Genomic DNA, 11,390 nt, shown 5'->3' with positions numbered 1-11,390 from the left:
CAGCTCCCCAGCGCGCTGGCCGCGCTCCGCACCATCGCCTGACGCGCGCGATTGCCTGACGCGCGCCAGGGTCGCGGCTGCGCGCCCGGTGGGGGTGTTCCGCCGCAATGGTCCCGACATCCACGGGGGACCGGCCCGTCACCCGAACGCAACCCCGCCGCCCTAAGTTCCCCGCTCATGAGAAGCCGTGCGCGTCGCGCCGTCCTCGCCCTGACCGGCGCCGCCCTTGCGAGCGCTCCCCTGACCGTCTCCCCCGCCCACGCCGCGACGGCGCCGGGCACCGTCAACGTCCACCGGGGCGGCCCCGCCCGGTCGCTGTCGTTCACCGCCCGGCGCGACGGCGAGGCCGTCATCGGCTTCACCGCGTCCGCGCCCGGCGTCTCCTGGGACCGCAAGGGCGCCGAGGCGGCCGTGGTGTCCATCGCGGTGGACGGACGCCACGTGACCGACCTGGTCGTCCCCTCGTCCGACCCGACGCCGCGCAGCCTCGGCCTCGGGCGCGTCCGGCACGGCAGGCACAAGGTGACGCTGCGGTTCGCCCGCGGCAGCGCCTCCGCGGCCCGCCGCGTCGCGCTCGCGCGCACCCGCGTCCGTATGCCCGCCGCGGACCAGGTCGCGCTGCGCCACGCGCCCGTCGTCATCGGACGGACGGAGGGGCCGCTGAACGACCCGTACCAGAACGCCACCACCGACACCCCGCTGATCGCCTGGCACGAGACGCGGCCCGCCGCCACACCCGGCCACCGGGTCGTCGAGTACTCGGTGGTGTGGAGCAACGAGGACGGCGGCACCGACTCGCCCGCGCTGATGGCCCGCTGGGGCCGGACGACCGACATCGAGTGGATCTACCGCGTCGAGGTCGACGCCAAGGGACGGCGCGTGGACGGGACGGGCGTCTACCAGGCGCCCGCGCACCAGACCCTCAAGTTCACCGGCCGTTATGAGGGCGACCACCCGCTCCTCCAGACCTGCACCCAGAACAACAACATGTGCGACGTCATCGCGAAGGACGCGCCACTGCGCTTCCTGCCTGACGTGACCGCCACTCGGCCCGCCGAGCGCGCGCGCGAGGTCGTCATGGATCGCGAGCCGTGGACGTACCGGGTCATGGCGCAGGAGATGGTCCGCGAGGGGAAGATCGAGAAGCCGTCCGACCCGGCGACCCCCGCGGTCGGCGACCAGCGCGCCTACCTGTTCGCCGAGTTCGCCAAGACGACGGGGATCCCGACCGGGACCGGGTCGGCGCCCGGCGTCGCGCTCGGCGTCCGCCTGAAGTCCGGCCCGTCCCGCCTCTACCGCTCCGACCACGACCAGCCGACCTGGTCGATCGAGCGCGACGGCGCCGTGGCCGGCACCGTCGAGCTGCCGGAGGGGACCGCCGTCTCCGACATCGCGAGCGTCGAGGCCCTCCGGCGGCCCGTCGGCCTCGGCGACAACGGCGCGCCCGCCACCGTCACCTCGATCAACCGCGGCTTCTTCCTGGACGCGGCGTACCGGCCCCGGCCGTCCGGCGTCACCTGGAGCGGGTCGGTCACGGTCACGCGCGAGCGACCGTCCGCCGTCCTCTGGCGTCCCTGACACCGCTCCCCGCCCTCTCCGCCCCTGCCTCCCCTGTCTTTCGCCGTCCCGTGGCGTGAAATGGCCACGGGACGGCGAAAGGCGGGAACCCGCGGGAACTCCGGGTGCGTCCAATGAGTCGTACACTTCGCCAATAGCTCGCACAGCGAACCCGGAGAGGACACCCGCCATGGCCTACGGGCCTCCCCCGTCGCCCGGCCAGGGCCAGCAGCCCGGATGGCAGCAGCAACCCCAATGGCAGCAGCCGCAGCCGCAAGGGCCCGCGTGGCAGCAGCCCCAGCAGGGATCCGCATGGCAACAGCCTCAGCAGGGTTCCGCGTGGCAGCAGCAGCCCCAGGCCCCGGGCACCACCGCCATGCCGGGCGGGCACGGCCCCGTCAGCGACGACGACAAGACGTGGTCGCTCATGGCCTACCTGGGCCAGTTCCTCGTCGGCGCGATCGCGCCGGGCATCGTCTACCTCGGCAAGGCGCGCTCGCCGTACGTGCGGCGGCACGCCGCGCAGGGTCTCAACATGGGCCTGGCGGCCATCGCGGTCTGGATCGTCGGCGGCCTGCTCTCGCTGGCCGCCGGGGTGCTCATCTGGGTGCCGCTGCTGTTCACCGCGGCCGTGATGTTCTTCCTGGTGTACGCGGCGCGGGCCGCGAACCGCGGCGAGTTCCGCAAGGTGCCGTCGGTCGTGGCCTGGCCGCTCATCAAGTGACGGCGGCCCCCTCGGCGGGCGCGGGCATGATCGTCATCGTGCCGGGCTCGCCCGGCGGCTGGTCGAGCCTGACCACGCGCCCCGGGTAGGCGCGCTCGGCGATCCGCACGTCCCGCTCGTCCCAGCGGCCGTAGAAGACGGGGCAGCCGTCCCACAGCTCGACCTTCTCCGCGCCCGTCGGCCAGCGGTGGCCGAAGACGTCGAGGTCGAAGAGGTCCTCGTGGTGCGGCAGGTCGGAGCCGACGCGGGGCGCGGCGGGGTAGGAGATCACGGGGTTCCTCCTTGGGGCGGCCGCCCGGCCGGGCAGCCGGTCGAAGAGCTCTTCGGGGGCCAGCTCGATGCCGAACGGACGCGACAGGCGGTGCGAGCGCCCCCAGGGCACCCGCTCCTCGGCGCCGTACCGGCCGTCCTCGCCCAGTTCGTGGACGAGGATGGCCGGCTTGCGGTCGCCGTGGACGTCCACCACCCAGTACGAGGGCACGCCGTGCCGCGCGTACAGCGCCCGCTTGGCGCGCAGGTCGGCCTCGCGGGAGGACGGCGACACGACCTCGACGGCCAGGAGCGGCGCGCCCCGGATGTACCAGAGGTCGCCCTCCGCCTGGTCCTTGCGGTAGACCATCAGGTCGGGCCGCAGCCAGGTGTCGTCGGCGAGGCGCGTCCCGAACGCCGTCAGGTGGTCATGGCCGGGCCTCTGCGCCAACCCGACGGGCACGACCAGACTCGACACGAGGACCTGGTGCAGCAACGTGTGGCTCACAACACCCAGTGTCCACGCGTGAGCGGTGCGTCACCACCGGTTTGGCAAACCCCGCCGGAGTTACTTGCGGCCCTTGTCGGCGGTCTCGGCGCCGGTCGACAGCGCTGCGACGAAGGCCTCCTGCGGAACGTCCACCCGCCCGATGGTCTTCATCCGCTTCTTGCCCTCCTTCTGCTTCTCCAGCAGCTTGCGCTTGCGCGAGATGTCGCCGCCGTAGCACTTGGCGAGCACGTCCTTGCGGATCGCGCGGATGTTCTCGCGGGCGATGATGCGCGCGCCGATCGCCGCCTGGATCGGCACCTCGTACTGCTGCCGCGGGATCAGTTCCTTGAGCTTGGCGGTCATCATCAGCCCGTACTCGCGCGACTTGTCGCGGTGGACGATCTGGCTGAACGCGTCGACGGACTCGCCCTGCAGCAGGATGTCGACCTTCACCAGGTCGGACTCCTGCTCCCCGCTGGGCTCGTAGTCGAGCGAGGCGTACCCGCGCGTCCGCGACTTGAGCTGGTCGAAGAAGTCGAAGATGATCTCGGCGAGGGGCAGCGTGTAGCGGATCTCGACGCGGTCCTCCGACAGGTAGTCCATGCCGAGCAGCGCCCCGCGGCGCCCCTGGCACAGCTCCATGATCGCGCCGATGTGCTCGGACGGGGACAGCAGCGTCGCCCGGACGACCGGCTCGTGCACCGAGCCGATCTTGCCCTCGGGGAACTCGCTGGGGTTGGTGACGGTGTGCTCCGTCCCGTCCTCCATCACGACCCGGTAGATGACGTTCGGCGCGGTGGAGATCAGCGAGAGGCCGAACTCGCGCTCCAGCCGCTCCCGGACGATCTCCATGTGCAGCAGCCCGAGGAAGCCGCAGCGGAACCCGAACCCGAGCGCCGCCGACGTCTCCGGCTCATAGACGAGTGCGGCGTCGTTGAGCTGGAGCCTGTCGAGCGCGTCGCGCAGCTCGGGGTACTGGTCGCCGTCCACCGGATAAAGGCCCGAGTACACCATGGGCCTGGGGTCGCGGTAGCCGCCGAGCGCCTCGCGCGCGGGTCGCGTCGCCCCGGTGACGGTGTCGCCCACCCGCGCCTGCCGGACGTCCTTCACCCCGGTGATCAGGTAGCCGACCTCGCCGACCCCGAGGCCCTGGACGGGCTTGGGCTCCGGGGAGATCACGCCGACCTCCAGGGTCTCGTGCGAGGAGCCCGTCGACATCATCATGCTCTTCTCGCGGCGCGACAGGTGCCCGTCGATGATCCGCACGTAGGTGACGACGCCGCGGTAGGTGTCGTACACCGAGTCGAAGATCAGCGCCCGGGCGGGGCCGTCCGGGTCGCCGACCGGGGCCGGCACCTCGCGGACGATCTTGTCGAGCAGCTCGGTGACGCCCTCGCCCGTCTTGCCGGACACCCGCAGCACGTCGGACGGATCGCAGCCGATGATCCCGGCCAGCTCCTCGGCGTACCGCTCGGGCTGCGCGGCCGGCAGGTCGATCTTGTTGAGCACCGGGATGAGGTGCAGGTCGGCCTCAAGCGCCAGGTACAGGTTCGCCAGCGTCTGCGCCTCGATGCCCTGCGCCGCGTCCACCAGCAGGACCGCGCCCTCGCACGCCGCGAGCGACCGCGACACCTCGTAGGAGAAGTCGACGTGGCCCGGCGTGTCGATCAGGTTGAGCACGTGGTCGCGGCCCGCCGACGTCCACGGCAGCCGCACGGCCTGGCTCTTGATCGTGATGCCGCGCTCGCGCTCGATGTCCATGCGGTCGAGGTACTGGGCGCGCATCAGGCGCTCCTCGACCACCCCCGTCAGCTGGAGCATCCGGTCGGCGAGCGTCGACTTGCCATGGTCGATGTGCGCGATGATGCAGAAGTTGCGGATGATCGCGGGATCGGTCTTGTTGGGCTCAGGCGCAGGCACCGGGGTCCGTTCGCAAACTCACTGGTGGGCAGGTTCGGTACATTCCATGGTCCCATGCCCCGCGCGATGCTCAGTTCACTCCCCGGTGCCCGCTCCCCGGTTTGGGCCGGGGCGACGCGATTGGTAGGCTGTGCGACTGCGTGTGGCGTAGCGTCGTGCCCTGGGGGTACCGTCCGCCCCCGTCAGACATTCATTCGGAGCCTGCCGTCGAGGGCAGGCCAGGATCGCGACCAAGCTGAGGCACTACGACGTGGCTAACATCAAGTCCCAGATCAAGCGCAACAAGCAGAACGAGAAGGCCCGGCTGCGCAACAAGGCCGTCAAGTCCGAGCTGAAGACGGCGATCCGCAAGTTCCGCGAGGCCGCCGAGGCCGGGAACGCCGACGAGGCCGCCGCCGCGCAGCGCAACGCCGCCCGCAAGCTGGACAAGGCCGTCAGCAAGGGCGTCATCCACAAGAACCAGGCCGCCAACCGCAAGTCGGCGATCGCCAAGCAGGCCGCCGCCCTCCAGGCCAAGTAGATCGCGTAGGACGCGTACGTCCGGGGCCGGCCTCGTGAGCCGGCCCCGACGCATGTCCATGGACGAGCGCCGCGCGGTGAAGATCTCCAAGTACCTCGCCAAGCATCTGCGGCACCGCCCCGAGCGGATCGGCCTCACCCTCGACCCGGAGGGCTGGGCCGACGTCGACGAGCTGCTGGCCGCCGCCGCGCGCCACCGCTTCCCCTTCACCCGGGACGAGCTTGAGCACGTGGTGGCCGTCAACGACAAGAGGCGCTACGCCCTCGACGGGAACCGCGTCCGGGCCGTCCAGGGCCATTCGGTGCGGGTCGAGTTGAACCTGCCCGTGGCGCCTCCCCCGGACCTGCTCTACCACGGCACCGTCGAGCGCTCGCTGGCCGCGATCCGGGACGAGGGGCTCCGCCCCATGGGACGCCATGACGTCCATCTCTCCCCCGACCGCGAGACGGCCCGGCGGGTCGGCGCCCGCCGCGGCGTCCCCGTCGTCCTGGTCGTCCAGGCGGGACGGATGGCCGCCGACGGGCACGAGTTCCGCGTCAGCGCGAACGGGGTGTGGCTGGTCGGGTCCGTCCCGCCGGAATATCTTCGCTGATGCTCGCGGCCTCGGCCCAGTCCCCTATGCGCCTCACCCATCCGGGCCCTTCCTGCGGCCCGAACAGATAACGGTACGGGACGATCCCGCGGATCGCCCGGTGCACGTCCAGGCGATCGTCGATCATGTGCGTGATCCCGAGTTCCTCGCAGTGCCACGCCTTGTCGGCCCGCTTCCGGCAGAACCGGACGTTCCCGCGCGGAAGGCCGATCCTCCCGTAGAAGTCGTGGTGGTCGAGCCAGGCCAGCGTGCGGCGCTGGATCCGGTCGCCGCACTTGGAGATGATCCAGGCCCGTCCGCCGAAGGCCGCGATCAGCCCGGGCAGGACCTCGTACACGCCCTCCGTCGCGGGCGAGGCCAGGGCCTCCTCGAAGCTCCCGCCGAGGAACACGGTGTCGGCGTCGCCGGGGGCCAGCGGCCCCCCATGAATGACCCGGCCGAAGTCGATGCCGAGCCGAGGCTCCTTTTCCATGCCTCCACCCTCGGGCCCGGCACTCTAGAAGAGAACTATCAATCGCGCTGACAGCTATAGTTCTGGCCTATGGAACTGGGGCACCTGTCCACGGACGCGCTCGCCTCCTTCGCCGTCTTCGCCGACCACCTCAACTTCACCCGCGCGGCCGAGGATCTGCACATCTCCCAGCCGGCCCTCCACGTCAAGGTGCGCAAGCTCGCCGAGACGCTCGGCCGCCCGCTCTACCTGCGCCAGGGCCGCCGGCTGGTGCTGACCCCCGAGGGCGAGGCCGTCGCCCGCTTCGCCCGCGACCTCGACGCGCGCGTCACCACGTTCCTGTCCGGCATCCGCGGCACGTCCCCCGCCCGCGCGCCCGTCCTCGCCGCCGGTGAGGGCGCCTACCTCTACCTGCTGGGCGACGTCGTCCGCCCCGGCATCCGCCTGATCAACGCCGGCCGCGCCGGGACCCTCGCCGCCGTCCGCACCGGCCGCGCCGACCTGGGCGTCGCGGTCCTGGACGTGCTTCCGGCCGACATCCGGGCCGTCCACCTGGCCTCCTACCCGCAGACGCTCGTCATGCCGGACGACCACCCCCTGGCGGCCCGCCCGAGCCTCGTCCTCGCCGACCTCGCGGGCTCGCCCCTCGTCGTCCCGCCCCCGAGCGGCCCGCACCGCATCGCCCTCGAACGCGCCCTGCGCGCCGCCGGGATCCCCTGGTCGCTGGCCGTGGAGGCCCAGGGCTGGCCGCTCCTGCTGCACTTCGCGTCCCTGCGCGTCGGCCTCGCCGTCGTCAACGGCTGCGTCACCGCTCCCCCGGGCCTCGTCCAACGCGAGATCACCGACCTGCCCGCCGTCCCGTACTACGCGCTCCACCTCCCGGGCCGCGCCGACGACCCCCTGGTCACCGACCTCCTGGCGAGGATCCGCGCCTCCCTGCCCACCGGCCTATAGGCGGACGCCACCCGGGCGGCCCCCGGCTTGACAGCCTGGCCGTACAGGCAACTAAAGTACTAGCCAGATAGATGAATGGAGCCGTGGATGATCGAGTTCCACCTGGACGGCAGATCCGGGGTCTCGCCCTACCTGCAGTTGGTGCGCCAGGTGCGCCAGGCCCTCCGGCTGGGGCTGCTGCGCGAGGGCGACCAGCTCCCGACGGTCAAGGAGGTGGTGACGCGGCTGGCGATCAACCCGAACACGGTGCTGAAGGCATACCGCGAACTCGAGCACGAGGGCCTGGTCGCCGCCCGTCCCGGCGTCGGGACGTTCGTGACCCGGACGCTGACCGACGCCTCGCTCGCCGCGCACGGCCCGCTCCGCCAGGAGCTGCGGCGCTGGCTGGCCAAGGCGCGCCGGGCCGGGCTCGACGAGGAGAGCATCGAGGCGCTGTTCACGACGACCTTTCGGAACTCCGCTCAGGAGGAGATAGCGTGACCGCCGCCGTGCGGGCCCGCGGGCTGGGCAGGAAGTACGGGCGGCGCTGGGCGCTGTCCGACTGCACCCTCGACATCCCGTCCGGCCGAGTGGCCGGGCTCGTTGGCCCCAATGGCGCCGGGAAGACCACCCTGCTGAGTCTCGCCGCCGGGCACCTGGCACCCTCCGTGGGCACCATCGAAGTCGTCGGCGGCCGCCCCGGAAGCGACATGGGCAAGGTCGGCTTCGTCGCCCAGGAGACCCCCGTCTACGCCGCGCTCAGCGTCGCCGACCACCTCAGGCTCGGCGCCCGCCTCAACCCCGGCTGGGACGCCGCCCTGGCACGCGACCGGATCGAGCGGCTCGGCCTGGACCCCTCGCTCCGCGCCGGGCGGCTGTCGGGTGGCCAGCGCGCGCAGCTCGCCCTCACCCTGGGCATCGCCAAGCGCCCGGAACTGCTGATCCTGGACGAACCGGTCGCCTCCCTCGACCCCCTCGCCCGCCGCGAGTTCCTCCAGGGCCTGATGGAGGCCGCCGCCGAGCACGAGCTGAGCGTGCTCCTGTCGTCCCACCTGGTGTCGGACCTCGAACGGGTCTGCGACCACCTGGTCGTCCTCGTCGGCTCCCGCGTCCGCGTGACGGGCGAGGTCGACGAGCTGCTGGCCACCCACCACCGGCTCACCGGGCCCCGCCGCGACCCCGCCACCCTCCCGGCGGACCAGCACGTCGTCTCGGCCAGCCACACCGACCGCCAGTCCACCCTCCTCGTCCGCACCGGCACCCCGATCCACGACCCGGCCTGGACGGTCGGCCAGGTCACCCTCGAAGACCTCGTCCTCGCCTACATGAGCGAGCCCGCCGACACCAGCCGGATCGACCGGCCCGCACTGGAGGTGCACCGATGATCTGGCTGGCCTGGCGGCAGTTCCGCTCCCAGGCCGCGACGGCGTTCGCGGCCCTCACCGTCCTCGGGATCGTCCTGGCGGCCACCAGACCGGGCCTGGCCGACGACTACGACTCCGGGATCGCCGCCTGCACCGCCCGCGGCGACTGCACGCCGTTCACCGAACGGTTCTTCGAGGACCACATTCCCTGGTTCCTCTCCCTCGGCGCCCTCCTCCTGCTCCTGCCGGCGCTCATCGGGCTCTTCTGGGGAGCTCCGCTGATCTCCCGCGAGCTTGAGGCCGGCACGCACCGGCTCGTCTGGAACCAGAGCATCACCCGCACCCGCTGGCTGGCCGTCAAGCTCGGCCTCGTCGGCCTGGCCGCCGTGACCACCACGGGCCTGGGCAGCCTCCTGGTGACCTGGTGGTCGGACCCCATCGACAGGACGGCCCGCAGCTTCCCCCGGCTCGGATCCGTCCTGTTCGACGTCCGGGGCGTCGTCCCCATCGGCTACGCGGCCCTCGCCTTCGTCCTCGGCGTGACCGTCGGGATGCTCGTCCGCCGCCCCCTGCCCGCCATGGCCCTCACCCTCACGGTGTTCGCCGCCGTCCAGATCGCCATGCCCCTCCTGGTCCGCCCCCATCTGCTCCCGTCCAAGCAGGTGACCACCCCGATCACCCCGTCCAACCTGGAGTCCCTCATGTTCCGCGGCACGGAGGAACGTGCCTGGGTGACCGTGAAGCTCCCCGACCGCGGCGCCTGGATCCTCTCCAGCACGACCCTCGACGCGTCCGGCAACCCGGTCGACAGCATGCGCATCTCCCCGAACACGGGCCCCTGCGCGGTGTCGGAAGGACCGGGCCCCTCCCCCGCCTGCATCGCCGAGATGGGCCGGCTCGGCTACCGGCAGCAGGTGACCTACCAGCCCTCCAGCCGCTTCTGGACCTTCCAGTGGTTCGAGACGGGCATCTACCTCACCGCCGCCCTCGGCCTGACGGGTCTGTGCTTCTGGTGGATCCGCCGGCGCCTGTCCTGAGGCCGCGGTCAGCCGCGGGCGGCCACAATGACCGCGACGGTCTTCTCCAGGGCGTAAGCGGGATCGGCGGAGCCGCCCTTGACCTGCGCATCAGCCTCCGCGACCGCCGACAGCGCCCGCGCGACGCCGTCGCCGGACCACCCCCGCAGCTGCCGCTGCACCCGTTCGATCTTCCACGGCGGCATGCCCAGCTCCTTGGCCAGCGCGGCGCCCCTCGCCCCGCGCGGCGCGCCGCCGACCTTGGCCAGCCCCCGTACGCCCTGCGCCAGCGCGCTCACGATCAGCACCGGCGCCACCCCGGTCGCGAGCGCCCACCGGAGCTGCTCAAGGGCCTCCGCGAGCTGCCCCTCGATGGCCTTGTCCGCCACCGCGAACCCGCTGACCTCGGCCCGGCCCCGGTAGTAACGCGCGACGGCGGCATCGTCGATCTTCCCGCCGGTGTCGGCGACCAGCTGACCGCACGCCGCCGCGAGCTCCCGCAGATCGTTGCCGACGGCGTCGAGCAGCCCCCGCGCCCCGTCCGGCGAGATCTTCCCGCCCGCCCGGCGGATCTCGGCCCGGATGAAGTCGATCCGCTCCCCCATCCGGCTGATCTTCGGGCACGCCACCTTGCGCGCCCCCAGCTTGGACAGACCGTCCACCAGCGCCTTCCCCTTGGCGCCGCCATGGTGGACGGCCACGAGCGCCACATCGTCCGCCGGCGTCTTGGCGTACCCGAGCACCTCGGCGGTCAGGTCCTTCCCCAGGTCCTGCGCCGACCTCAGCACGAGCACCTTGCTGCCCCCGAACAGCGACGGCGACGTCAGCTCCGCCACCCGCCCCGGCTCCAGACCCCCGGGCGCCAGGTCGATCACCTCGACGTCCGGATCCCCGGCCCGCACCGACGCGACGACCTCGCCGACCGCCCGCTCCACGAGCAGCTCTTCGTCTCCGACGATCAAGGTGATGGCCTCAACTGACACCCCAGCAGCATGCCACGCCCGACCACCCGCCCGCTCCCGCGAGCCCGTACCTTGCACACATGAAGCTGGACGTGGAAGTCCCGGACGACGGCCGCCGCCACCAGTACTGCTGGGGATGCCGCGCCGAGACCGTCCGGCCCGAACACGGCGCGCCCGGGTTCACGTGCACGACCTGCGGCCACACGCACAGCCGGGCCCTGGTCATCGACCCGGCACTGACCTGGTGGACCGACGACTCGGGCGAGTACTGGCACGAGTCCGCCGGAGTGTTCGTCCGCCGCGCGGACGGCCTCTTCCTGTTCTTCGAGCGAGTGTTCTTCCCCCTCCAATGGACGGTCCCCGCTGGCCACGTCGACACCGGCGAAGCCCCACGCCACGCGGCGCGACGCGAACTCCAGGAGGAGGTCGGCCTCACCATCGGCACGGCCGACCTCACAGAACTGAGCGTCGACGACATGCCGGACGACTCATGCTGGCGCGGCTCAGACGCGCACCGCTGGCACTCCTTCCTCGTGGACGTGCCCGCCGACACCACCGTCCAGGTACTGGAAGAAGGACGGCGCCCAACCTGGCTCCCCCTCCCCCTGCCTC

Annotated in this window: 13 protein-coding genes; 9 read left to right on the top strand and 4 right to left on the bottom strand. The window is 72.2% G+C overall.

Annotated features, from left to right (window positions below):
* Positions 1-177 precede the first annotated feature (177 nt).
* Both E1298_RS36760 and E1298_RS36755 read left to right on the top strand, forming a co-directional pair.
* Complete coding sequence (locus E1298_RS36760; protein WP_131901674.1) at positions 178-1,578, top strand: hypothetical protein; 1,401 nt, start codon at positions 178-180, stop codon at positions 1,576-1,578.
* A 169-nt stretch (positions 1,579-1,747) separates the two neighbouring features.
* Positions 1,748-2,281, top strand: a complete 534-nt coding sequence (locus tag E1298_RS36755) for a DUF4870 domain-containing protein (protein WP_131901672.1) — start codon at positions 1,748-1,750, stop codon at positions 2,279-2,281.
* Here E1298_RS36755 and E1298_RS36750 read toward each other — a convergent pair.
* Both E1298_RS36750 and lepA read right to left on the bottom strand, forming a co-directional pair.
* Complete coding sequence (locus tag E1298_RS36750) at positions 2,274-3,038, bottom strand: Uma2 family endonuclease (RefSeq protein ID WP_131901670.1); 765 nt, start codon at positions 3,036-3,038, stop codon at positions 2,274-2,276. The genes E1298_RS36755 and E1298_RS36750 overlap by 8 nt on opposite strands.
* A gap of 60 nt (positions 3,039-3,098) precedes the next feature.
* Positions 3,099-4,940 (bottom strand): translation elongation factor 4, encoded by a 1,842-nt coding sequence (lepA, locus tag E1298_RS36745; protein WP_131901668.1) that lies wholly within the window; start codon positions 4,938-4,940, stop codon positions 3,099-3,101.
* Between the two features lie 250 nt (positions 4,941-5,190).
* On the opposite strand from lepA, the gene rpsT reads away from it, so the two are divergent.
* Both rpsT and E1298_RS36735 read left to right on the top strand, forming a co-directional pair.
* Entirely contained in the window at positions 5,191-5,460 is a 270-nt protein-coding gene (gene rpsT / locus E1298_RS36740) for a 30S ribosomal protein S20 (protein WP_131901666.1), read from the top strand.
* Between the two features lie 58 nt (positions 5,461-5,518).
* Entirely contained in the window at positions 5,519-6,052 is a 534-nt protein-coding gene (locus tag E1298_RS36735; RefSeq protein ID WP_131901676.1) for an RNA 2'-phosphotransferase, read from the top strand.
* On the opposite strand, the gene E1298_RS36730 is transcribed toward E1298_RS36735, so the two are convergent.
* Positions 5,997-6,524, bottom strand: a complete 528-nt coding sequence (locus E1298_RS36730; RefSeq protein WP_131901664.1) for a hypothetical protein — start codon at positions 6,522-6,524, stop codon at positions 5,997-5,999. The two genes, E1298_RS36735 and E1298_RS36730, sit on opposite strands and share 56 nt — an antisense overlap.
* 69 nt (positions 6,525-6,593) lie before the next feature.
* On the opposite strand from E1298_RS36730, the gene E1298_RS36725 reads away from it, so the two are divergent.
* From E1298_RS36725 to E1298_RS36710, 4 genes are all read left to right on the top strand, one after another.
* Complete coding sequence (locus tag E1298_RS36725) at positions 6,594-7,457, top strand: LysR family transcriptional regulator (protein WP_131901662.1); 864 nt, start codon at positions 6,594-6,596, stop codon at positions 7,455-7,457.
* 87 nt (positions 7,458-7,544) lie between these two features.
* The gene (locus E1298_RS36720) at positions 7,545-7,937 is read left to right on the top strand and encodes a GntR family transcriptional regulator (protein ID WP_131901660.1); all 393 of its coding nucleotides are present in this window, start codon (positions 7,545-7,547) and stop codon (positions 7,935-7,937) included.
* Positions 7,934-8,821, top strand: a complete 888-nt coding sequence (locus tag E1298_RS36715) for an ABC transporter ATP-binding protein (protein ID WP_131901658.1) — start codon at positions 7,934-7,936, stop codon at positions 8,819-8,821. The genes E1298_RS36720 and E1298_RS36715 overlap by 4 nt, the downstream gene beginning before the upstream one ends.
* Complete coding sequence (locus tag E1298_RS36710) at positions 8,818-9,837, top strand: ABC-2 transporter permease (protein WP_131901656.1); 1,020 nt, start codon at positions 8,818-8,820, stop codon at positions 9,835-9,837. The genes E1298_RS36715 and E1298_RS36710 overlap by 4 nt, the downstream gene beginning before the upstream one ends.
* A gap of 8 nt (positions 9,838-9,845) precedes the next feature.
* On the opposite strand, the gene holA is transcribed toward E1298_RS36710, so the two are convergent.
* On the bottom strand, positions 9,846-10,799 hold the full coding sequence (holA, locus tag E1298_RS36705; RefSeq protein WP_131901654.1) for a DNA polymerase III subunit delta: 954 nt from the start codon (positions 10,797-10,799) through the stop codon (positions 9,846-9,848).
* A 59-nt stretch (positions 10,800-10,858) separates the two neighbouring features.
* On the opposite strand from holA, the gene E1298_RS36700 reads away from it, so the two are divergent.
* A partial coding sequence (locus E1298_RS36700; protein WP_131901652.1) for an NUDIX hydrolase occupies positions 10,859-11,390 on the top strand: 532 nt, incomplete at its 3' end.

The organism is Actinomadura rubrisoli, from assembly GCF_004349215.1.
Classification (GTDB): domain Bacteria; phylum Actinomycetota; class Actinomycetes; order Streptosporangiales; family Streptosporangiaceae; genus Spirillospora; species Spirillospora rubrisoli.
This window is presented reverse-complemented; position numbering and strand designations above follow the sequence as displayed.

What these genes read in the sequence shown, in the direction of transcription:
- E1298_RS36760 (WP_131901674.1), top strand. Translation starts at nt 178, where the DNA reads ATGAGAAGCCGTGCGCGTCGCGCCGTCCTCGCCCTGACCGGCGCCGCC.
- E1298_RS36755 (WP_131901672.1), top strand. Translation starts at nt 1,748, where the DNA reads ATGGCCTACGGGCCTCCCCCGTCGCCCGGCCAGGGCCAGCAGCCCGGA.
- E1298_RS36735 (WP_131901676.1), top strand. Translation starts at nt 5,519, where the DNA reads ATGGACGAGCGCCGCGCGGTGAAGATCTCCAAGTACCTCGCCAAGCAT.
- E1298_RS36730 (WP_131901664.1), bottom strand. Translation starts at nt 6,524, where the DNA reads ATGGAAAAGGAGCCTCGGCTCGGCATCGACTTCGGCCGGGTCATTCAT.
- E1298_RS36725 (WP_131901662.1), top strand. Translation starts at nt 6,594, where the DNA reads ATGGAACTGGGGCACCTGTCCACGGACGCGCTCGCCTCCTTCGCCGTC.
- E1298_RS36720 (WP_131901660.1), top strand. Translation starts at nt 7,545, where the DNA reads ATGATCGAGTTCCACCTGGACGGCAGATCCGGGGTCTCGCCCTACCTG.
- E1298_RS36710 (WP_131901656.1), top strand. Translation starts at nt 8,818, where the DNA reads ATGATCTGGCTGGCCTGGCGGCAGTTCCGCTCCCAGGCCGCGACGGCG.